The organism is Aquimarina pacifica (genome assembly GCF_000520955.1).
In the GTDB taxonomy this organism is placed as follows: domain Bacteria; phylum Bacteroidota; class Bacteroidia; order Flavobacteriales; family Flavobacteriaceae; genus Aquimarina; species Aquimarina pacifica.
The window spans coordinates 188,072-209,834 of record NZ_JACC01000001.1 but is presented as its reverse complement, the minus strand read 5'-3'; the positions used below and the strand labels follow the sequence as shown (position 1 = coordinate 209,834).

Below are 21,763 nucleotides of genomic sequence, written 5' to 3'. Positions count from 1 at the left end.
GTATGAAAAACGAACAAGTTTTACAAAGAATTGATATAAAAGGAGGTGTTCTATCCCCTGTTGAGTTACAGCGTATTATTGAGTATGCACAAAGTCTTAATTTAGAAAATTTTTATTTCGGATCAAGACAAGATATTATTTTTCCGGTAAATGATTGTGATGGAAACTTGATTACAAAAAATGAGTCTTTTGATGATTCTTTCTTTACTTCAAAACAGCAGCAAAATATTTGTTCTTCGTATGTGTCAATAGATATATTTAATGCTACTGTTTGGCTTCGAGGAACAACTTATTTGTACATACTCGAAGATTTTCGTTATCAACCAAATTTGAAAATAAATATTACCGATCCAAAACAACAGCTGGTTCCCTTGTTTTCTGGAGATCTTAATTTTATTGCATCTCCTAATGAGGATTATTGGTATTTGTTTCTTAAGCTTCCTGGTTGGGAAGAAGTGTATTATCCTGCATTAATTTATACATGGGATATTGCAAAAATTGCAGAGGCAATTGAAAATAATTATACAAAGGTTAATGATGTTGGGGAGCTTTTTCAGTTTCTTAATGAGAGTATAGATACTAATAATAGAGTAATAGAAAAACCATTACAAATTCCTTTTAACCCTTTTCCTTATTATGAAGGGATGAACAAAATGGGGATTAATCAGTATTGGTTAGGGTTATACTGGAGAAATAATAAGTATGATCTAAAGTTCTTAAAAGCTTTGTGCGAATTTAGTGTTGAGCATAGAATAGGTAAAATTTGCCTTACTCCCTGGAAATCATTTATTATAAAGGGGATTCCTAATGAGAGTAAATTACCGTTAGAAAAATTATTAGGTCAGTTTGGTATTAATGTTCGACATTCGGCACTAGAGCTAAATTGGCATTTACCAGTAGATAACGCAGATGCCTTGTCTCTAAAGAAATTTTTGGTAACAAATTTTGACCAAAATGATATAAGTACCTATGGGTTGACATTTGGTGTTTCTGATACTAGTGATGGTAAGAGGTATTTTACATCTATTGTTATAGAAAGGAATACTGCTCCGGATTCTGTTAAAGATTTTCATATTAATCCAACATTTAATGTACTGCATGCAAAGAATTTTAACCCTAATTCAAGGCAGTATTTAATGTATGCTCAAGATGTTGACCAAAAAGATCTTAATAGTATATTGTTAGAATTGACAAAAACGTACTTTCAGAAATTAGGAACTGAAGAGGTACATACACCTGGTGTTGCTCAGAAAAAAGAGGTTATAGAAATAGAGGTGTATCAGTGCAAAGATTGTAAGACTGTTTATGACCCTTCTATAGGTGATATTGTTGCGCAAATACCAGCTGGAGTTGATTTTGATGAAGTTTCTGATGAGTACTCTTGTCCTTTATGTGAGGCTCCAAAAACTGATTTCGAAAAAATAATTATGCAGGTAGTTTGATACTTTTTTTATATGGAGTAAAATACAAGTCTACGATATAGACCTAACAATGTGTTGGGTATAAAGAAACAGAAAAATTATTTGATCCTTTTGGTTTATTTTAATTACTGTTCTTAATGTCTTCGATGAGAGTTGATCGATAATTTGAGAAGTGTTTTCGATTTTATGAATGTTACTTGATTCATGTAGCGCAACTAACTTGGTTGTTGAAATTGAGAACACTCATAAAATGAAAAGTTTTCTTCAGTTTTAAGGTTTTATTTATGTTATTGTATGATTGGCTAATGTTATACGAAAATCTTAATACGCACTTCTTATTGCGGTTTTGTCTTAGTGGTTTTTCCTTAGTGGTTTGTCGTTATCACTTAATTAGTTTCTTTAATTCTATGGTGTGTCTTTGATTCTAACATTTAAAAGATTTTTCTTCAGTTTTTCTTAGTTCAATTAAGTATTTGTTGTTGTTTTTTTAGATGTTTTGGCTCTTTTTACGTTAGAAATAAAATAATTTTTCAGTTTTCAATTAACAAATAATCATTTTAATTAAAAATTTCCTATAAAAATATAATTATTGGGCATGACCCCTATTTTTGTAGGGGTCTGTTTTTAATTATTTACTATTTATATGTATTTTTGGTATGTTTTTAAGGGGTATTTGTTTATTATATTAAGTTATTTGTATATTGACCCCCTTGAAAAATAGGGGTACTTGGTTTTGGGAAGAGACTTTTTTGGGTTTTTAAAAATTGGGTACTTTGATATTATTATTAACAAAAAATTTATGCTTATGAAATTAGAAGAATTAATTATGGCTTCAATTGCAGAGTTTTTAGATGTTGAAGTGCATAGAGATACAGAAACATTGGATTTGTCATCTAAAATTGAAATTGTAAAAAAAAGAATAGCAGATAAAACCAAAAATAGCCCAAATCCTTCTGTGAATAGTGGTAATTTTAAAGAATATGAATATGAAATGTTTTTTAGAAGTAACCCTAATGATATGATTAAAATTGATGGTTGGATACCAATAGAAACTGAAAAAATAGGAAAGGCTGATAAAATAATGGAGTATATCGAAATTGGGTTACTTCGAAAAATAGAATTAAATCTCTGCTAATTTGCTATTAATAAAAGCATGGGGATTTTAGAAAGTATACTTTAATATTAATAAAGCACAAACTCAACATTTAATATATATTATCGTAATACATACGTTTTGGTAAGACCGTTCACAAAGTATTTTGTGTTCGGTTTTTTTGTTTTGGGAGATGGTGCTAGTGTGTTAATTGTTAATATTTATGTGTAAAAGTTCTATGAGTTCGTAACTATTAACATTGGTTTTGCTCTTATTTTTGTCGTAGAATTTTTATTGATAGATTATATGCTATCTCAAAAATTTGATTTCAAAAAAAGCTATATGACAGAGTATGTTCTTTTAACTGATAATCAGGATTATTTTGTAGAATATCTTATTGGTGAATTGGTGTTATCGAGTAGTATAAGTGAAGCTATGAAGTTTGATGATGAGCATTTAGCATTACGGTTTAAACAAATGCTGCATAGTTCATGCAAATTAATTACGAGTGTTAATACTTATATAGGATAGCAAATCTAATTTATGATTGTGAGTTTTTTATGTTTACTCTCCTTTAATTAGTCTAAAAATATAATCCAAATCACGATCTTTTCCGTCTATTAAGTCATTGATATTCATTAATATTTTTCTATCAGGAATAATCCCAGAGCCTCGGGGAATTGATTTTTCTTTTGTGTAAAAATTCATTTTTTCCATAGACATAATCATAGTGATTTTTGAATTTGGAAATTCGTAATATACAGGGAACCCTAGATTTGAGCAATAGTAACCTCCTCCGGTTTCTTCTCCTATTAAAATGATATCTGGGTCATTCTTTGCGTTTAGAGCAAAAGATGAAGCTGCAGAAAAGGTAGTGCCACTTGTCAATACATACACTTTTCCTTCGAACCTATTTTTGTTGGCTCTCATCATTGTTTCTAAGTCATCAAAAGTTAGTTTCCAGCCATCATAGATAGGGTGATTGTTAAACTTGTCTTTTAAGAATTCTTTTTCATTCAAAAATACTCGTTTTGCATATTCTCGTTGTGGGATTGATAATGAAGCTACAAAAGTACTTGTTATTTGCTTGAAGGTGTTTTTAGAAAGATAAGCATAAAGCTGTACTGCATTAGCTCTAAATCCTTTGTCATTACGTCTAATATCTATGATTAGATGTTGTGTCTTTTTCTTTCTAATTTCATTAAATATATTAATGAGTTTTGATTTGAACGTTTGGGTATCTAATTCAAAGCTATTAACAACTAGGACAGCAGTGTTAAGGTTTTTTTTGTAGTATACGAAGGGGTTTTTGTTATTAATAAATGAATTAAAAAAATCAAATCCTTTTTCTTTTTTGTGATATTTATAGAAATAACTGCTGCGTTTTGTGTTTCTTAGGTTTACTTCGGTAAAAGACTGAGCTAGGAGTTCTTTATTTTTTTTTGAGCCATTTGGCTCTATATATTCAATGGTAAATTTTTGGTTGATTCCATATTCATAAGCAAAATATTGGCCGAATCTAGATTCGATTCCACGATACTTTTTACTTATATTGTATCCATCACTTGGCACATATTTTTTTAAGTCCTCTAAGATTTTAGAGGTTCTTTTATTATTGATCTTAGTGATTTTTGAGCCTAAAGGAATATTAAATTCTTCGGTATCTGTATAAAACTCAGTATTTATTATTTTAAGAATAAGTGGAAAATAGTATTGGTCTGTTTTAAAACTAGTTGGAGCAAATACTTGAAGGTGTCCATCTTTTACCATCGATGTTATCTTCAACATTTTCTTATACAAATCTATATCAGAAAGTCCGTTGCCGAGTGATTCTTTTGTAGTATAAAAAGCCGTATTCAGAGAATCCTCACTACAGTATTCATATAGACTAGGGTGTGCCTCTTTAAGGATGTTTTCAAAAATAGAAAAGTCCTGATTAATATGGATTGAATCCATACTTTTCTGGGCAGAAGTAGTGTGCAAAATAAAACTAAATGATAGTACAATGAATTGTATCTTATTCATTAATTGATTTTAAACAAATAGAATTTGTATTGATTTGACGGATGCAATCTTTATTTTCCTAAGTGTAAAAGTAATAAAAATGATATTTCAATAGAAACTATTACGTCATTTAACAATATTAATTCTTGCTATTGAACAGAAAGAGGCAACAGTTGGTTTTGAAGAATAGGGTGTGTGTATGGATTAAGAGTTAATTTAATTTGCGCAATTGTTTCTTTATTTTTTTTATCGCTGACTCTATTGATTTTTCGGGTTCGATTACATTGTATGCTCCCCAAAACTCTGGATCAGAAAAACCAGAAGCTTCATCACTAAGAACAATAGAAGATTTTAGACGATCTTTTGGCCTAAGTGTTTCGTTAGTATTGTTCTTTTTCCAGTCAGTAATTGCCATCTCAACATTTAATTTGTAAAGAGAGTTGAATAATTTTTTCTTCCAGTTTATTTTTACACCGAGATCAATACGCCCATACCCATAGTACCATTTGCCATTTTTCTCTCTATAATCAATATTATATGAAGCTTCTGTCAGATGCACCTTAGCTTTTTGAGGTTTTTTTCTAACAAACATTTTACTAACCTCTTCTTTGTTTTCCATATTCAAACTAAATATAGCTTTGGTCATTGCCAAAGTTTTAGAATCAATATATAACTTGCCATAATATAACGGATCAATTATACTGGGGCGTTGTTTGAATTTTAAAACATAAATATACCGGTCATTAATAGTTGTAGCCTGATCAAAACTAAATTCATAAACCTCAGTCATATTCTCGGTAAAAAGAATTTCAGGATTCTTCATTACGTCAATATATAAGGTGCTTGTTGGGCCTCCTTGCAGTTTTAATGTAATCGTATCTAATTTCTTGTAATCAGCACTTTTTCTGGCTTTAAAGAGTTTAACAATGTCATTTTTTACAGATATATATGGGTTTTTGTAAACGTCAATAACTGCTTCAGAAAGAGATACATAACTTCTTCTTTTTTTGATGGTTTCTCTATAGAAAGCAGTCATAATCGTGTTATCGTTGATATAGTTATCCCCTTTTTTCTTCATTACTGCTTTTATCAGTTCATATGGGTCTTTTCTATCAATCATAACTTCTGATAATTCGGTTACAGATAAGCTTAAAGTGATCGTTAGTTTTTCATCCTTAAATTCTGAGAGCTTTACTGATGCATCTTTATATCCCAGATGAGAAATGCGTATTTCTCCATTGTCAACAGATTGGGGTACTTTTAATAAAAATTCTCCTTCATCGTTAGTTACTGTCGAGACATTAGTTCCTATCAATGAAATTGAAGCAGATTTTAAAGGCTTTAGAGATGCTTTGTCAATCACAATACCATTATATTCGGTATGATTTATAGAACTTTCTGCAATGTCATCTTGAATATATGTAAAGGCACTAATGGTTTCGGTATAGGTTAAAATATTTATTAAGATAAATAAGGTCAGAAAAGTATGTTTTTTATAAAATAAAATAGTTTTCATAGTTCTATTTTTTTGGTTGTCAATGCTCTAATGCTAATAGGTGTACTATCTAACAATATAAGCATTTTTTGTCATCTATTTTTGTAATGGTCCGTTAAATATTTGACCTAGAAAATGTATGGAGGGGTGTTTTCGTTTTTTTGATGTAGTAATGTATGTACTTGATTAGTGATGTTTTAAGTGATTTCCGAACCAATTTTGCAATTTGGTGTTTAGTGTTTCTGTGGTAAATGGTTTTGTAATACAATCATCAAGTCCTTTGGCTATATATCGTTCTGAATCACCGGCCAGTGCATTCGATGTTATAGCAATTATGGGAGGTATATTAGTGTATCTTTTGCGTATTACATTGCATGTTTCTATCCCATCTAATTTGGGTAGATTGATGTCCATTAGGATAAGGTCATATTTATTTTCTTCGAACATCTGTATTGCTTCTATACCGTCTCTTGCTACATCAGTAGTACATCCCAGATATTTTAATATCTGCTGAGAGACTACAATGTTAATTTCTGAGTCTTCGACCAACAAAATATGCAAATTGTAATTTGGTTTTTCTGAATTGATCTTGGTTTTCTCAACCAAACTTGAATCTGTACAGTGAGCAACAAAGGTAAACCAAAATGTGCTGCCGCTATTTGGTGCGCTTTTTACGCCTATTTCTCCCTGCATAAGATTGACCAACTTTTTGCAGATTGAGAGTCCTAACCCACTTCCTACACTATAATTAATTGAATTAGTGTTAAACTGTGTGTATCGATTGAAGAGTGCTTCTTGATCTTTTTTACTAATGCCTATTCCAGAATCAATGATTTCTACTTTGATTACTACTTTTTTATCCTCCTGTGATAGTCTGGTAGCATTCATATGGATATTTCCATTTTCTGTGAATTTGATAGCGTTACTAATTAGGTTAGATAGTATTTGCGAGAGTCTATTGCTATCAGCTAGAATATTTTCAGGTAATTGTTTACAATAATTTAGAGTAAGATCGATATTTTTTTCAGTAGCAGTGGGTAAAAACAAGTGAAGGTTCTGGTTCATCAAGTTTTTAAAATTGATATGACCCGAGGACAAATCGAGTTTACCTTCTTCCATTTTTGATAAATCTAGTATTTGATTTACTATATCTAATAGATTAAATGAAGATTGATGAATTGTTTTTACATATTCCTCTTGCAGTTTATCTAACCTGGTGTTTTTTGAAAGTAAATCAATCATCCCGATGATGCCGACCATAGGAGTTCGAATTTCATGACTCATATTAGCAAGAAAGTCTTGTTTTAGTTTCGAAGTAGCTAAAATTTGTTCGTTTTTATCTCTAAGCCTATCTAAGTTTAATCCCCCAAACATAGCAAATATTGAAAGAAAGAAGGGAGCAGTATCTATTATAAAGTGGATAGGATGCTGTTTTTGCACAAAAACAACAGATTTCCAAGACAGATCTAGACGAAGTCTTTCTATATCGATGTAAGTAGCAAGAATCGGAAAAAGTAATCCAAATGCAGCTCCATAAATAGCATATCTAGCTGCTTCAGATTTTAACCATGATAATCTTATCATATAATATAAATAGATTTGGTTGAATCTTTTTTGATACAATTAGACTTTAGGCTTCGATTAAAAATAGTTTTACATTGGCGAAGTCAAAAAGTCTAAAATGATAGTACTTTATTTTTCTAATTTTTTTCTTAGAAACTAATATTTAGTGGGGTTTTTGATATAAATATAAAGTTTTTTAATTTTTTTTGAAATGATGTAAACCAAAAATGAAAAAAAATCCGCGAAAGAAAACTAACGCGGACTTTTAACCTTACTTAATTTGATAAATTATATTTTAAAAACTATTTCAGTTAGTTTGTATCCTTCTACTTTGATTAGATATTTTTTAGGATCTACATAATCATGAAGATAATCGTCAACTTCACCTTTGTCAAGAAGTCTTCCAGACATACTATAAAGACTGTATCCTAGTCCTTTAGGAACCTCTCTAATAGATTTGAAAACTTTTTCATCTGTACTTTGTTGGCAAGTATTATCTGCCAAAAACTGATTTATAAACGTAAATCTTCCTCTTTTATCTCCTTCTAGGGTAACGGTAGCAGAATCATCGACGTCGATAATCCCAGTACCTGTTAAGTCTCCGAGAATTATTAAGCATGCATTTCTGACTTTTATACGAACTCCTTCTTCGAGATGTAAACTTTCTGTAATAAAGATGACTCCTTCTTCGGTATTCTCATCTAAACCATCAACAATGGTGTTTTCTGTAACCGACATTAGTTTATAAGAAATGTCAATTTTTGTGTTTGCTACTATTGTGCTTGTCACCAATAGCATCAACAAGGGTATAAATTTTTTCATATAGCTTTGGTTTTAGGGTTAAACCTCATTTTGATTTCCTAAAAAGTAGGTTTTTACTTACATTATGTGAAAAATAATCGCTGTAATTATCAAAACATACGACAATATACATTTTTTTATGCAAAAAACACTAATTTTTTATGGTGAATATTGATTATGTGTTACGGTTTTAGCTTAAAAATTTAAGGGAACAGCCGAAATTACTGGGATTTGGAAAATATTTTTTTTTTAACTTTTTATTAAAATTTATGAGAAATTACAATGATTGTTTTTTAAAATTTAATAAAAATGGCTTCCAAACAATAATAGTTGGTAGAAATATACTTGTAAGAATAGAATAGAAAATATTTATAATGAATTTTTACCAAAGAAGTTTTTTTGTCGTATAAATTGGTAGAGAGCATTATTTCTATTTACTGTTAATTTAGAGGAAAAGTGTCTTAAATCTTATTTTTTCGTTAAAAAAGAAGACTAAATGTGTTCTAATTTTACATTTTATATATTTTACATTTTTTTTAGTAACAGATTTTGGTCAATCATGTCTAATTACTTGATAATTTAACTCAACATAGAATGAAAATAAAATTTAATAGCATTTATGCTTTATCCATCTTACTGGTAACTTCGGTAAGTTGTAAAAAAGAAAGTAAGAAAATAGATGTTCCGGTAGAGTCAGAAGTAGTAACAGTTCCTGGGATTGTATTAGAAAATATGGATACTTTGGTTGATCCGAATACGGATTTCTATAATTATGTGAACGGTAATTGGATGAAAAACACCGAAATTCCGGGAGACCGAGTACGTTGGGGAGGTTTTGATGCACTAAGAAGGTCAACTGATGAAGATGTCCTTGCGATTCTAAAAAAGGCCAAAGAAAGTAAAAAATATAGTCCAGAAATGGACCAAGCAAAGGCATTGGCTATTTTTGAAACTAAATTAGATACAGTGGCAAGAAATAAAGCAGGCCTTAATCCTATCCTTCCTGCTTTTGAAGCAATTTCAAATATTAGTAATTTATCAGATTTACAAGAAGTCGTTGCTAAAAACCCTTCAGTACATGCACCTTTTGCGGGTATTGTAGTGTTTCCTGATCTCAATAATAGTGCAATGAATGCCGTGTATCTCGGCGAAAATCAATTGGGATTACCTGAAAGAGATTTTTATCTAGCTCAGGATACGAAGTCAAAAGAAATACGAGAAGAATATAAAAAACATATTGCCAGAATGTTTCAGATTTTGGGAGATAAAGAATCTGAAGCAATCGTTGCAGCAGATAAAATCCTTGAACTTGAGACTAAGTTGGCAGAACCGAGATTAGATAAAGTTGCAAGTAGAGATGTTCGTAATTTTAATAATCCACGATCTATGGAGGAGGCGGATGCAATGATAGCTTCTATTGATCTTAAAAAAATGATTAGTGATCTAGGTATTACCAAACCATTTGATACTATTTTGGTTACGCAGTTAAAGTATACCAAAGAATTAGATAAGTTTCTAAAAGAAACCCCTATTGAGGACCTGAAAACCTTAGTTCGTTGGGACACTTTTAATAGTTCTACAGGGGTTCTAACTACCGAGATAGAAAATGCAAATTGGGAGTTTTATAACAAATATTTAAAAGGACAGAAGCAACAACGCCCTGCAGAAGAAAAAGCATTAGCCACTGTAAATAATTCATTAGGAGAAGCTTTGGGTAAGTTATATGTTGATGAAAAGTTTCCGCCAGAAGCAAAAGAACAGGCAGAAAAAATGATTACCAATGTAATAGAAGCATTTAAGTTGCGTATCAAAAAATTAGATTGGATGAGTGATGAGACAAAAACTAAAGGGATTGAGAAATTAGAAAAAATCACCGTAAAAATTGGATATCCTGATAAATGGGAAGATTACTCTAAAATGGATGTTTCTTCGGATAAGTCATATTTTGATAATATGGCTGCAGTACGAAAATGGGCAGTAAATAAGAGTTATGATGATATAGGAGAACCAGTTGATAAGACAAAGTGGGGGATGTCACCACAGACAGTAAATGCTTATTTTAATCCTCTGAACAATGAAATAGTATTTCCGGCAGCTATATTACAACCACCTTATTATAATTATACTGCTGATGCAGCTGTTAATTATGGTGGTATAGGGGCTGTGATTGGGCACGAAATATCACATGCATTTGATGACTCTGGAGCTCGTTTTGATGCAGATGGTAATTTGTCTAATTGGTGGACAGAAGGGGATTTGGCAAAATTTACAGAAAGAGGAAATGCTCTTGCAGAACAATACAGTGCCATAGAGGTTCTGGATAGTGTCTTTATTAATGGTAAATTTACATTGGGTGAAAATATCGGAGATTTAGGAGGTGTTCTTGGTGCATATGATGGATTACAAATGCATTTTGCAGAGAATGGAAGGCCAGATGATATTGATGGATTTACAGCAGAACAACGTTTTTTCATTTCTTGGACCACCATATGGCGAACAAAGGTGTTAGAAGAAGAATTAAGAAACCGTATAAAAACAGATACACATTCTCCCGGAGAGATAAGAGCAATTCAGCCATTACTTAATGTACAGTCTTTTTACGAAGCATTTGATATCAAAGAAACAGATAGTATGTATTTAGAACCTGAGAAGAGAGTACAAATCTGGTAAATACTGATATACAAATCTAATAACATATTAGGTCATAAAAACTGCTTTTGGAGCATTTTTATGGCCTAATTTTCTTTTATTTCATTCATTAATAAGAAAGCTTTGTTTACATATTCACTTTCTAAAAATAATGTAAAATAATTAGACGTAGAAATAACCTCGAATACCGGAATCCCTTCATAAGCTAATAGCTTAAATATGTAAAAATATAATCCTACTGCTTTAGAGTTATCCTCAGGCAAGGCAATAGAAATAGATGAAAGGTTATCTGCAATAGAGATACAGGTCTCAGTTTTAAAATGTTTTTCTACAATACTTTTAAGTGAAGATGTAACAAGTATATTACTTTCCTGAAAATTACTTGAGTAGGTAAAGTAAGCTTTGGTTTCATTTTTTACACTATCCAATAGATTGCTTTGACTTGTTAATATGGTGTTTGAGTTTAGGAAAGTATATTCTGTAATACCAGAACGCACCACAATATCTCCAAGGCTCTTTAGGTTATCAATATGCTTTATACGTCTGGGGTGATATCGTCGTAAGGCCATTACAATAGAACCTGGTTTTACTGGTTTTTTCATTATTTGCTCCACCTTGGGTTGCATATCTAGTGCAAGAGAACTAAAATTTATGATATCTCTAAATAGTGCATCCTCAAGAAAAGGTTGGTGTCGCAATATATTATGCACACAGTCGGTGATCGTTTTCATTGTTATATATTTAACATTTTGTATAAATTTACATTTTTTTCCGTAAAATGTTTATTTTTTGTGAGTTATTAATTAATTATGCACGATTAAAAATACTAAAATACGTAATTGATGAAAGTTTTAAAGTTTGGTGGTACGTCGGTAGGATCTGTAGAAAACCTTAAAAGAGTAAAAGAAATTCTTATCTCTGACACAGAAAAAAAAGTGGTGGTTTGCTCAGCTATGTCTGGGGTTACTAATCAATTAGTACAGCTAATAGAATATGTTAAGTTAGCAGATTCTGAGTCTATTACAAGAAGTTTACATCAATTAGAGACTAAACATAGCGAAGTTATAGATGAGTTGATTACAGACGAAAATCTAAAAAATAGTCTGAAAAATGATTTGTCTTCTATGATTACTGATATGTTTGATATCGCTAATCAAAAATATTCAGAGCTTGTTGATGCGAGAATTATTACTTCAGGAGAAACACTGCTGACACATATTTTTTCGGGTTATTTAAATGCTATTGGTGTATCAAATGTTTTATTAGATGCAAAGGAGTTTATGTATGTAGGTTCTACAGAAAACCCAAATTTGAAAGAAGTGCGTAAAAGAATAGGAGAGGTGTTAGAGGATAATGAAACCGCCTCAATATACATAACTCAAGGATTTGTTTGCAGAAACCACTTAGGGCAAATTAGTACGCTTAAGCGAGGGGGAAGTGATTATACAGCTACTATAATTGGTGCATCAATTGATGCTACCGAGGTTCAAATCTGGACAGATATAGATGGATTACATAATAATGATCCTAGGCATGTTGATCAGACGCATCCAATTTCCCATTTAACATATAATGAGGCTGCAGAGTTGGCTTATTTCGGAGCTAAAATTCTTCATCCACAAACTGTTTCTCCAGTGGTTGGTAGAGATATCCCTATATTATTAAAAAACACCTTTGATCCGCAGGCATCAGGTACCGTTATTTCTAATAAGACTTATGAAAAAGGATTGAAAGCGATTTCGGCAAAAGATGGTATTACGGCAATTAAAATTAAGTCTAACAGGATGTTGATGGCTCATGGATACTTGAGAAGAATTTTTGAAGTTTTTGATACGCATCATACCTCAATTGATATGATTACAACCTCAGAGATTGCCATATCATTAACAATAGATGATGTTACCAATTTAGATAAAATCGTCAAAGAAATAGAAACATATGCAGAGGTAACAGTTGAAGAAGATCATAGTATTATATGCATCGTTGGTGAATCAGTAATTAATGATAAAAATTCATACAGGCTTTTCGAGATATTAAACTATATACCTGTTAGGATGGTTTCTTATGGTGGTAGTAATAATAATATTTCTATTCTTGTTGATACCAAAGATAAAATAGAAACACTACAGTTTTTAAATAAAAAATTATTTCAAAATAAGGAAGCAGCTGTTTCCTAAATAGTATTTATTTAGCTTTTTTTAGTAAAATTTCTAGCGAAAAGAAAAGTCTAAATACGTTTATTATAAAACATATCCTTTGTTCATTAAAAAAGGGTCTCAACTGTACGAATGTTGTGGCCCTTTTTTTATTCTTTTAGGTCAGCCATATATATTAGAAACCCTATTGAAACTTAATTTACTACAAATACAATAATATAAGTAAGTTCTTGTGTAGCCATAACAACGTTATGCAGAAACCCAGAAAATATTTGTAATTATGGTGTTTTCTAACCTTATCATTAAGTTATAATGTACAAAGCCAGTTAAACTAATTTGTACTATAGTTATAAAAATATTCTTTACTGCTCATACAAAAAAAATGTTTCATTTTATAGAACTACTAGGTAGTATGTTTGCATTTGGATCAAACATAAATTATGCTAACAAAAGTTTTTGGGAGTGCTGTTTTTGGGGTCGAAGCGACTACCATAACAGTTGAGGTAAATATTGATAAAGGAATAGGGTATCATCTAGTGGGGTTACCAGATAATGCGATCAAAGAAAGTAGTTATCGTATAGCAGCTGCATTGCAAAATAATGGATATAAATTACCAGGAAAAAAGATAACCATTAATATGGCACCGGCAGATTTGAGAAAAGAAGGTTCTGCATATGATCTTACGCTGGCATTGGGCATTTTGGCTGCAAGTTCTCAAATTAAAGCAGACAATATTTCTGAATATTTGATTATGGGAGAAATTTCATTAGATGGAAGTTTGCAGCCAATAAAGGGAGCACTGCCTATTGCAATTAAAGCACGTGAAGAAGGTTTTAAAGGGTTTATTTTGCCTAAGCAAAATGCAAAAGAAGCAGCAATTGTTGATAATCTCGAAGTATATGGGATTGATAATATTAAGGAAGTTATAGATTATTTTGATGATCAAGGAGTTTTAGAGCAAACTATCGTAGATACACGAGAAGAGTTCTTTGCGGCATTGGATAATCCAGAATTTGATTTTGCCGATGTAAAAGGACAAGAAAGTATAAAAAGGTGTATGGAAATTGCAGCTGCAGGAGGTCACAATATAATTCTGGTAGGACCTCCAGGGAGTGGTAAGACAATGATAAGTAAAAGATTGCCAAGCATACTGCCCCCGATGTCATTACAAGAAGCACTTGAGACGACCAAAATTCATAGTGTTGTTGGGCGTATAAAAGATAATATTGGCCTAATGGCAGAACGCCCATTTCGTAGCCCGCATCATACGATCTCAAATGTCGCTTTGGTAGGGGGTGGTAGTTACCCGCAGCCAGGTGAAATTTCGTTGTCACATAACGGAGTATTATTTCTTGATGAATTACCAGAGTTCAAAAGAGATGTATTAGAAGTAATGAGACAGCCATTAGAAGATAGAGAAGTAACGATTTCTAGAGCCAAATTTACAGTAACGTACCCTTCAAGCTTTATGCTAGTAGCTAGCATGAATCCTAGTCCGAGTGGATATTTTAATGATCCTGATGCTCCTGCAACTTCATCACCTGCAGAAATGCAACGTTACTTGAGTAAAATTTCGGGGCCTTTATTAGATAGGATTGATATTCATATAGAAGTTACCCCCGTTCCGTTTGAAAAACTTAGTGAAAAAGCAAAAGGAGAATCAAGTGTCGTTATTCGCAATAGAGTAACCGCTGCAAGGGATATACAAACACAACGCTTCTCTACGTTACCCAACATTCATTATAATGCACAGATGGGGGTAAAACAAATACGAGAATATTGTGAACTAGATAATAACTCAAAAACATTATTGAAAAACGCAATGGAAAAACTAAATCTTTCTGCAAGAGCTTATGATCGAATACTGAAGGTGTCTAGGACGATTGCGGATCTTGATGATGAAATTCATATCAACGGAGATCATATTTCAGAAGCTATTCAATACAGAAGTTTGGATCGTGATGGGTGGTTGGGGTAAATATTTTGATTCACTATTTATTTTTTCTTATTCAATTATATTTTCTTTATCTAAAGAAATCCATATTTTTAATTAAGTTATTAAATCATATAGTAGGATTCGACTATATTGATCTATTATTCATTTTAGAGGAGATTAATTAATTAAATTTTTGAAATTGAAAAAATGGTGGTCTAATATTGGTCCAGGTGCATTGGTAACGGCAGCATTTATTGGTCCAGGTACCGTAACCATGTGTACACTGGCGGGAGTGCGTTTTGGGTATACATTATTGTGGGCATTGGTATTATCGATTATAGCGTGTATAGTATTGCAGGAAATGGCAGCAAGACTAGGTATAATTACCCAAAAAGGAATAAGTGAGGTGATACGATCTCAATGTACCAATGAAATAATTAGAAAAATATTAATAGGAATTATTATTTCAGCAATTTTCATTGGCAATGTGGCTTATGAAGCTGGAAATATTAGTGGAGGTGTTATGGGGCTTTCTTCAATCATAGGGCCCTTAGAAATTAATATAGGTGTTATTCGGTTTAATTATGCAAGCCTGCTTATTGGGATACTAGCTTTTTTAATTCTATTTGTGGGTAATTATAAGTTTTTAGAACGTAGTTTGATTGTCCTTGTACTCTTTATGAGTATTTCTTTTGGTATTGTTGCAGCCGTTACCAAGCCCGATTTCGCTATGTTACTTCAAGGTTTTGTTCCTAAATTATCTACAGAAAAATTACTTATGGTAGTAGGATTAGTAGGCACAACGGTAGTGCCGTATAATTTATTTTTACATGCTTCAATAGTAAAAGAAAAATGGAAACACCCTTATGATTTACCTATGGTACGAAAAGACAGTATGTTGGCGATAGGAATAGGAGGGGTTATTTCTATGGCAATAATAATAGCAGGTGCTGCGGTAAACAATACCGAAATTAATACAGCGGTTGATCTTGCAAAAAGTTTAGAGCCTGTTTTTGGATCTGCTTCAAAATATGTGTTGTCAATTGGTCTTTTTGCGGCAGGGATTACCTCTGCAATTACAGCACCACTTGCCGCAGCTTATGTAATAAAAGGGTGCCTTGGTTGGGATGTTACGCTAAAAAGTAAAAAGTTTAGATCTGTTTGGATATTTGTTTTATGTGTTGGTGTATTATTTTCTTCTATAGGGATTAAGCCAATCAAAGTGATCCAGTTTGCACAAGTAGCAAACGGACTTTTGTTACCTGTAATTGCAGGGTTTCTTTTGTGGATCGTAAATAAAAAAAATGTTTTGGGAGTGTATACCAATTCAAGATTTCAGAATGTATTAGGTTTTTTAATTTTACTAATTACAATTTTTTTAGGTTTCAGAAGTATCTGGAATGTAATGAGTAGTTTGTAACATGTTTTTTTAATAAAGAGATATGAATAATGTGCTTTTTAACGCAGACGTAGGAGAAGAAACCGGGGTTGATGATCAGATTATGCCATATATTTCTTGGTGTAATATTGCTTGTGGTAGTCATGCAGGTAGTGAAAAGGAAATAGAGAAAACTATTCAATTAGCGATTAAGCATAATGTAAAAATTGGGGCACATCCTTCGTATCCTGATCGTTCTAATTTTGGAAGAAAAGTAATGTCCTTACCATATGAAGATCTAGTACAATCACTTACCGAACAGTTAAAGGTTGTTAATTACTACATTGAAAAAAATGGAGAAACATTGCATCATGTAAAACCACACGGAGCGCTCTATAATGAAGCCATATCGAATCAAGAAGTCGCTCAGGCAATTTACGAATCCATAAAAAATACGGGAAAGAAGCCTATTGTACTAACACTTAAAAACTCGAAGTTAGCAGATGTTTGTAAAAATGAATTTGAAGTGTGTTATGAAGCCTTTGCGGATCGCATGTATACCAATGATTTGTCATTGGTTTCTCGCGACAACGAACAAGCTGTATTAAAAAGTGCAGAAGAGGTTTTTGAACATGTATATAAGATGGTAGCAAAAAACAAGGTGAAAACAGTAGGAAAAGAGGAGTTGCCAATCGTTTTTGATACGATCTGCGTGCATGGTGATCATCCTAACTCTGTTGCAATTCTTACTCATTTGCATGCTAGACTTAAAGATTTAAATTATGATATTGGATAATGAGCAACAAATACAATGTAACATATAAAAAGTATTCAGAAAGATCTATTTTGATACAATGGCCAGCCGAAATAGATCAAGAGATCTTAGAGGATCTTCTTTTTTTTAAAAAAAAGATTAGTGAATTTTATGGAAACTTAGTTGTTGAGGTTATATCAGGATACAATTCATTATTGGTCTGTTATTCGACAATGTTAGATGACTTCCCTGAGCATTTTTCTATTCTCAAATCACTCTATGATTCTGCAAACACTTCGGTATCGAGAAAAAAAAGACTCTGGAAAATACCTGTGTGTTATTCAGAGGTATTTGCCACGGATATAATAGAATTTTCAAAAAATAAGTCAATACACATTGATGAGGTCATTGCTCTTCATACCAGTGCGGTTTATAGTGTATATTTTATAGGGTTTTTACCAGGTTTTTTATACTTAGGAGGACTTCATAAAAAATTACATGAACCACGAAAAAGTACACCATCATTAAATATTAAAAAAGGTGCTGTCGCCATAGGGGGTAAACAAACTGGTATATACCCAATTGATAGCCCAGGAGGGTGGCATGTCATAGGACGATGTCCAGTAGATTTGTTTGATGTGTCAGCTGCATTACCTTCAGTATTTTATGCTGGTGATAGCATTCAATTTTATGCGGTATCAATAAATGAGTATACTGAGATTAAAGAAAAAGCAAGTAAAGGAATATTAGAATTAACCCCTGATTTTTTATAATGGCTGAAGTCAAAATTCTTACATCTGGAGTACTCGCTACGCTACAAGATCAGGGTCGGTTTGGTTTTGGGCAATATGGTGTACCACAAAGCGGGGCTATGGATCAAGTGGCCTATAGATTAGCCAATCATTTGTTAGGAAATCAAAACAACGAAGCGTGCATAGAATGGGCATTTCGGGCGCCGGTTTTACAATTTTCTGAGGATACAGAGATCGTATTAACAGGTGCTATTGCAACTACTTTTATTAATGATAAAAAAGTGGGGGCATACCGCAAAATAAAAATATACAAAAATGACGTTTTACGAATAGATTTTTGTAAAACAGGGGTGTATGGCTATATCGGAGTTAAAGGGGGTTTTTTATCCCCAATGGTTCTCAAGAGTCGATCTTTTTATAAATCGATATCTCCGCAATGGGTGTTAAAGAAAAATGACGCGATACCCTATAGAAGTATGCATTTTTTTGAAAACCATTTCTCAACTATTTCTACTTCTTTTGATCTACAAAAAAACAAGAAATTGCCTGTATATAAAGGTGCAGAATTTAATTGGCTATCAGATACCCAAAAAAGTAGATTGTTAGACGACCAATTTACAATCTCCAATGCTATAAATAGAATGGCAATTCAGTTAGAGGAGCGACTGCCTAATTCTTTACCTTCTATGTTGACAGGACCTGTTTTACCAGGAACGGTTCAGATGACACCATCAGGCATGTTAATGGTTTTAATGAGGGATTGTCAGACAACAGGTGGCTATCCTAGGGTACTACAATTAAGTGAAGAAGCAATTAATATGATTGCACAAAAAAGAATGAAAGAAACCTTTGCTTTTGAGCTAGTAGAGTAAGTGAGGAAAAGCACTGATACTTGCTTTTGCGAAAGTAGTATAATCAAATAATAATGTTTAGGGGGAAAAACCCCTTTCTTGTGCAGGGGGAAAATCCCCTACGTTATTTTGCTAATAGAAAAACAATGTTTTAGAGGTAAGTATTTGTTTTTATTGGTGTTATGTTAAAAACCTATCTTGTTATAATTATTGTAAGTTCCTGTATTTATGCTAAACGCTCTTTTTTGGATATATTAGCACTTGTTAACGTAAATTATTTTAGTTATGGGAAAAAAACCAAAAAAATGTATTTCTGTAGAAGAAGCCAGGGAGCTGCAAAAAGGCTGGTGTGATACCAGAACACCAGAGATTGATAAGTGTATCGGATTTGAGGACACCAGAGAGTTTTGGTGGAGTGTTGAGGAATTACAGGAATACTTAAAATATGTAAAAAAAGAATCTAAAAAACAGGGGATTGATGATCCGGGAATTCGTATTTATTTAGGAGCTTATCCAGAATCCAAATGCAAAATGAAAAAAGGGTATTCTACTGTTTTTTTAGCGCCAACTGGAGCACCAGCTGGCGAGATGGGTAAAGGTGGTGATAGTGCTTCAAATAATTATTCCTTAGAAGCTTATAATGGGGGTTTCGGTGGTAGACCACCTAAAGTGTATTAATGGGGCTATTAGATTACTTATTTTATTTTTCTGAGATTTTAGCGGCAGTTTCAGGAGTTGTATACATAAAGTACCTAAAAGCAAAGGCTTCTAGGTACTTCGTGTTTTTTTTATGTGTAACTGTATTAGTTGAAACTTTTGGAATGTTATCCATGAGTTTTGATGAATGGTATTTTTTAGATTCTTATAGAGATTCTCGTTTTATTAGTAATAATTATTGGTTGTATAATTTTTACTATCTTTTCAATTACGCAGTCTATGCATTGTTTTTCAGGACTTATCTGATTGATCATAAAAAGAGAAATTACTTAGGCTTATTAGTTCTAATTTATTTAGTTACTTCCTTTATAAATCTAATGTTTTCAGGTGTTCTGTTTGAATCATATTCTTCCTTTAATACAATTTTTGGAACCTTCTTAATTTTAATAAGTGTATTTCTTTATTTTTATGAAATGCTAAAAAGTGATAAGATACTTAAGTTTTATAAAAATATAGAATTTTATGTCGCCACAGGAGCATTAATATTTCATTTGTGTACTACACCTTTATTTATATATAGTAAGTATTTTAAGGAAGAGAATGATGATTTTCTTAGTGTTTATTATTTTGTTTTACCTTTAGCAATCATTTTTATGTATAGTTGTTATACAATTGGTTTTATAGTATGCTTGAAAAAGAACAAATACTTTTAATAGTTTATTTTATCATTATTATTTTATTCTTTATAATATTTGGTATTGTATTTTTTATTGCGTTTCAGAAAAGAAAAAATAAACTCCTTCTAGATAAGTTTAAAGCCGAGCAACGATTCGAGGATGAGATATTCAAGTCTCGTATCGAGATACAGGAGCAAGCGCTCAAAAATGTAAGTTGGGAGCTGCATGACAATATAGGGCAATTGTTGTCTACCGCAGTGATGCAGATTAATATTATGGGGACCACCATAGATGATAAAACATCAGAATCTCTGCAAGATGTTCGCAAACTGGTAGGAGATAGCCTGCAAGAGATTCGTAGTCTTTCTAAAACCTTAAATCACGAGGTTATAGAAAATGTAGGTCTCGAGAAATCAATTATGGTAGAGCTTACCCGTTTCGAAAAACTCAATTTCTTGACTACAGAATTAATTATAGAGGGCGAAGAAGTGCATATAGACCCCAAAGATGAAATCATTATCTATAGGATTATTCAAGAATTTTTTTCGAATACTATTAAACATGCCGAAGCATCGAACCTTGTTGTAACTTTATCTTATAAAGAAGAAACGCTTGATATTCGAATACAAGATGACGGTGTAGGTTTTGATATGCAATCTGTTCAAGCCAATTCGGGATTACTGAATATGAAAAGTCGCGCAGCGCTGGTAAAAGCCGAATTAGATTATATATCTTCACCAGGAAAAGGAGTATTGCTCACCATGTCCTACCCATTAAAAAATGAAAATAAAAGTATAGACACTGTTTTGAAAACGACTAGTTGATCTCAGAGATGTTAATTCTTAACGAAGGACTCAGAACGTGTTAAAAAAGATAGGAACAAATGAAAAAAAAGACCATCATAATTGTTGATGACCACCTCTTATTTGCACAGTCATTAGAGAGTTTGATATCTAAGCTTGAAGAATATGAAGTTTTAGAAATTTTAAAAAACGGAAAAGAACTTACACGGTATTTTACACATAAACGCAGAAAACCAGATTTGATTCTTCTAGATGTAAAGATGCCCGTGATGGATGGGGTACAGACAATGCAATGGTTAATGGAGAATAGACCAGAACAAAAAGTATTGGCATTAACCATGGAAGATGATGAGCTAACAATCATAAAAATGATTAAAGCAGGAGCAAAAGGATATTTGCTCAAAGATATTCATCCAGAAAATTTTGAGTTCGCTGTAAAAATGGTGGTAGAGCAAGGCTTTTATTATACTGGAAAAATAGAAAAAGTGCTCCGAGACTCTGAAGAAATTCAGAAAGATTTAGGGCTCCAGGATAAATTAACGGATAAAGAAAAAGTGTTTATGAAACTTTGTTGTTCTGAGCATACCTATAAAGAAATAGCCGCAGAAATGGGACTGAGCCCTAAAACAATAGAGAATTATAGAGAATCTGTTTTTAGGAAATTAGAGGTCAAAACTAGGGTTGGTTTAGTAATCTATTGTATAAAAAATAATCTTTTCAATATATAAGTAAAAACATTGCGAATATTTCATATCTTCGTACCCGAAATATG

General features: G+C 32.1%; 19 protein-coding genes. 13 read left to right on the top strand and 6 right to left on the bottom strand.

Annotation, left to right across the window (positions count from 1 at the left end; genetic code table 11):
- Positions 1-2: 2 nt before the first annotated feature.
- The 3 genes from DZ60_RS0100800 (at position 3) to DZ60_RS0100790 (ending at position 3,045) form a co-directional block, all read left to right on the top strand.
- On the top strand, positions 3-1,442 hold the full coding sequence (locus DZ60_RS0100800) for a rubredoxin (RefSeq protein WP_025739636.1): 1,440 nt from the start codon (positions 3-5) through the stop codon (positions 1,440-1,442).
- 784 nt (positions 1,443-2,226) lie between these two features.
- The gene (locus tag DZ60_RS0100795; protein WP_152537332.1) at positions 2,227-2,556 is read left to right on the top strand and encodes a hypothetical protein; all 330 of its coding nucleotides are present in this window, start codon (positions 2,227-2,229) and stop codon (positions 2,554-2,556) included.
- A gap of 300 nt (positions 2,557-2,856) precedes the next feature.
- Complete coding sequence (locus DZ60_RS0100790) at positions 2,857-3,045, top strand: hypothetical protein (RefSeq protein ID WP_025739633.1); 189 nt, start codon at positions 2,857-2,859, stop codon at positions 3,043-3,045.
- Between the two features lie 33 nt (positions 3,046-3,078).
- Here the strand turns inward: DZ60_RS0100790 and DZ60_RS0100785 are convergent, their stop codons facing one another.
- The 4 genes from DZ60_RS0100785 to DZ60_RS0100770 form a co-directional block, all read right to left on the bottom strand.
- Positions 3,079-4,539, bottom strand: a complete 1,461-nt coding sequence (locus DZ60_RS0100785; protein WP_025739632.1) for a S41 family peptidase — start codon at positions 4,537-4,539, stop codon at positions 3,079-3,081.
- Between the two features lie 190 nt (positions 4,540-4,729).
- Positions 4,730-6,034 (bottom strand): carboxypeptidase-like regulatory domain-containing protein, encoded by a 1,305-nt coding sequence (locus DZ60_RS0100780; protein ID WP_025739630.1) that lies wholly within the window; start codon positions 6,032-6,034, stop codon positions 4,730-4,732.
- A gap of 165 nt (positions 6,035-6,199) precedes the next feature.
- Entirely contained in the window at positions 6,200-7,597 is a 1,398-nt protein-coding gene (locus tag DZ60_RS22185; protein WP_025739628.1) for an ATP-binding protein, read from the bottom strand.
- A gap of 267 nt (positions 7,598-7,864) precedes the next feature.
- Positions 7,865-8,398 (bottom strand): hypothetical protein, encoded by a 534-nt coding sequence (locus DZ60_RS0100770; RefSeq protein ID WP_025739627.1) that lies wholly within the window; start codon positions 8,396-8,398, stop codon positions 7,865-7,867.
- Between the two features lie 573 nt (positions 8,399-8,971).
- Here DZ60_RS0100770 and DZ60_RS0100765 point away from each other — a divergent pair.
- Positions 8,972-11,047: a M13 family metallopeptidase gene (locus DZ60_RS0100765; protein WP_025739625.1), complete on the top strand. Its 2,076-nt coding sequence runs from the start codon at positions 8,972-8,974 to the stop codon at positions 11,045-11,047.
- Positions 11,048-11,112: 65 nt separating this feature from the next.
- Here DZ60_RS0100765 and DZ60_RS0100760 read toward each other — a convergent pair whose 3' ends face one another.
- Positions 11,113-11,757 carry a hypothetical protein gene (locus tag DZ60_RS0100760; protein WP_025739623.1) on the bottom strand — a complete coding sequence of 215 codons (645 nt, stop codon included), beginning with the start codon at positions 11,755-11,757 and terminating at the stop codon, positions 11,113-11,115.
- A gap of 111 nt (positions 11,758-11,868) precedes the next feature.
- On the opposite strand from DZ60_RS0100760, the gene DZ60_RS0100755 reads away from it, so the two are divergent.
- The 7 genes from DZ60_RS0100755 (at position 11,869) to DZ60_RS23890 (ending at position 19,532) form a co-directional block, all read left to right on the top strand.
- Complete coding sequence (locus tag DZ60_RS0100755) at positions 11,869-13,203, top strand: aspartate kinase (protein ID WP_025739620.1); 1,335 nt, start codon at positions 11,869-11,871, stop codon at positions 13,201-13,203.
- Positions 13,204-13,622: 419 nt separating this feature from the next.
- Entirely contained in the window at positions 13,623-15,161 is a 1,539-nt protein-coding gene (locus tag DZ60_RS0100750) for a YifB family Mg chelatase-like AAA ATPase (RefSeq protein ID WP_025739618.1), read from the top strand.
- A gap of 157 nt (positions 15,162-15,318) precedes the next feature.
- On the top strand, positions 15,319-16,539 hold the full coding sequence (locus tag DZ60_RS0100745) for an Nramp family divalent metal transporter (RefSeq protein ID WP_025739616.1): 1,221 nt from the start codon (positions 15,319-15,321) through the stop codon (positions 16,537-16,539).
- A gap of 22 nt (positions 16,540-16,561) precedes the next feature.
- Positions 16,562-17,293 carry a phosphatidylinositol-specific phospholipase C domain-containing protein gene (locus tag DZ60_RS0100740; RefSeq protein WP_025739615.1) on the top strand — a complete coding sequence of 244 codons (732 nt, stop codon included), beginning with the start codon at positions 16,562-16,564 and terminating at the stop codon, positions 17,291-17,293.
- Positions 17,293-18,024, top strand: coding sequence for a 5-oxoprolinase subunit PxpB (gene pxpB, locus DZ60_RS0100735; RefSeq protein WP_025739613.1), 732 nt, complete (start codon positions 17,293-17,295; stop codon positions 18,022-18,024). The genes DZ60_RS0100740 and pxpB overlap by 1 nt, the downstream gene beginning before the upstream one ends.
- A complete protein-coding gene (locus DZ60_RS0100730; protein WP_025739612.1) occupies positions 18,024-18,875 on the top strand; it encodes a 5-oxoprolinase subunit C family protein in 852 nt (283 codons plus the stop codon). The genes pxpB and DZ60_RS0100730 overlap by 1 nt, the downstream gene beginning before the upstream one ends.
- 264 nt (positions 18,876-19,139) lie before the next feature.
- Positions 19,140-19,532, top strand: coding sequence for a hypothetical protein (locus DZ60_RS23890; RefSeq protein ID WP_025739610.1), 393 nt, complete (start codon positions 19,140-19,142; stop codon positions 19,530-19,532).
- A 22-nt stretch (positions 19,533-19,554) separates the two neighbouring features.
- Here DZ60_RS23890 and DZ60_RS25635 read toward each other — a convergent pair whose 3' ends face one another.
- Positions 19,555-19,686, bottom strand: a complete 132-nt coding sequence (locus DZ60_RS25635) for a hypothetical protein (RefSeq protein ID WP_262482362.1) — start codon at positions 19,684-19,686, stop codon at positions 19,555-19,557.
- A gap of 510 nt (positions 19,687-20,196) precedes the next feature.
- Between DZ60_RS25635 and DZ60_RS0100715 the strand changes: the two genes are divergently transcribed.
- Complete coding sequence (locus DZ60_RS0100715) at positions 20,197-21,012, top strand: sensor histidine kinase (RefSeq protein ID WP_025739606.1); 816 nt, start codon at positions 20,197-20,199, stop codon at positions 21,010-21,012.
- Between the two features lie 59 nt (positions 21,013-21,071).
- Positions 21,072-21,719, top strand: a complete 648-nt coding sequence (locus DZ60_RS0100710) for a response regulator transcription factor (protein WP_025739605.1) — start codon at positions 21,072-21,074, stop codon at positions 21,717-21,719.
- Positions 21,720-21,763 lie beyond the last annotated feature (44 nt).